General features: G+C 66.8%; 1 protein-coding gene. It reads right to left on the bottom strand.

Features of this window, described 5'->3' with window-relative positions; genetic code table 11:
- On the bottom strand, nt 1–1,070 hold a 1,070-nt coding region (locus ACYVDE_RS23900; RefSeq protein ID WP_460504025.1), incomplete at both ends, for a hypothetical protein.

The following is a 1,070-nucleotide window of genomic DNA, read 5'->3' as shown; positions in this document are numbered from 1 at the left end:
CCACGATGGGCACCGCGTTGCCGCGCAACGCCGCCGAGCCCGCGCCGGGGTTCAGCGTGCCGAGGTAGCGCACGTAGTTCGGGCCCATGTTGTAGCGGTAGGCGGCGGCGTACACGGTGAAGGCCGTCTGGTTGCGGGCCGAGGTGTCCACCGGCGCGTCGTAGAACAAGTCGGCCGAGAGCACGCTCACATCGTGGCGGTTGTAGGGAATGTTCCAAGCGTTGGCGGGCAGCGGCGTGGGGGCCACGTCGGGGCGCGAGTACATGCCATTGGCGTAGTACAGGAAGCCCGTGCCGAGGTTGAACACGCGCCGGGCGCCCAGGTAGTTGCCCACCGCGAAAGGCACCAAGTTCAGCTCCTTATCCAGAAACTCCCAGTCGAAATAGCCCTGCCACACCTTGCCCCGGCTGCGGGGGTTGTACTGGGCCACGCCGGTGGTGAGGGTGGCGGGCGTGCTGCTGATGTTGTTGCGGAAGGCGTCGTTCACGGCCAGCCGGTAGTCGAACCGATTCACCCGGCCCCGCACGTAGAGGCCCAGACCGCGCCCGGTCTGGTCGATGGCGTCAATCACCGGCGACTGCGTGCCGGGCACGTCCAGCGCAATCAGCGAAAACGCGGCGAAGCTGGTTTGGCGCGAGATACCGTTGTAGTAGTGCAGGCCGCCGCCCGCGCTCAGGTACTGGTTCACCTTGTATTCCACCAGCGCGTCGTGGATGTAAAATTGGGGCTTTTTGCCGGGGCCGGTGGGCTCGCCGGGCGCGCCGCCCGCAATGGTGCTCTGCCCGTTGATGCCCAGTTGCGTAATCACCAGAAAGCGCGGGTTCAGCTGCGACACCAGCAGCACCCGCGAGCGGCGCAGGCCGAAATCAACCTGGTCGAACTGCGGCTCCTCGGTGGCCGACACGGTGTTGGTGTTGTTCTCGGAGTAGCGCGCCCACAGCTGGTGGGCCGTCATGATGCGCACATACTTCGAGCCGTCGGGCGAGATGTTAATCTTCATGCCGCCGGCGTAGGGGGCCGATTTGGCGGGGGCTGGCTTGGGCGCGGGCAGGGCCACGGGGGCCGGGTCG

This window comes from Hymenobacter agri, from assembly GCF_054778495.1.
This window is presented reverse-complemented; position numbering and strand designations above follow the sequence as displayed.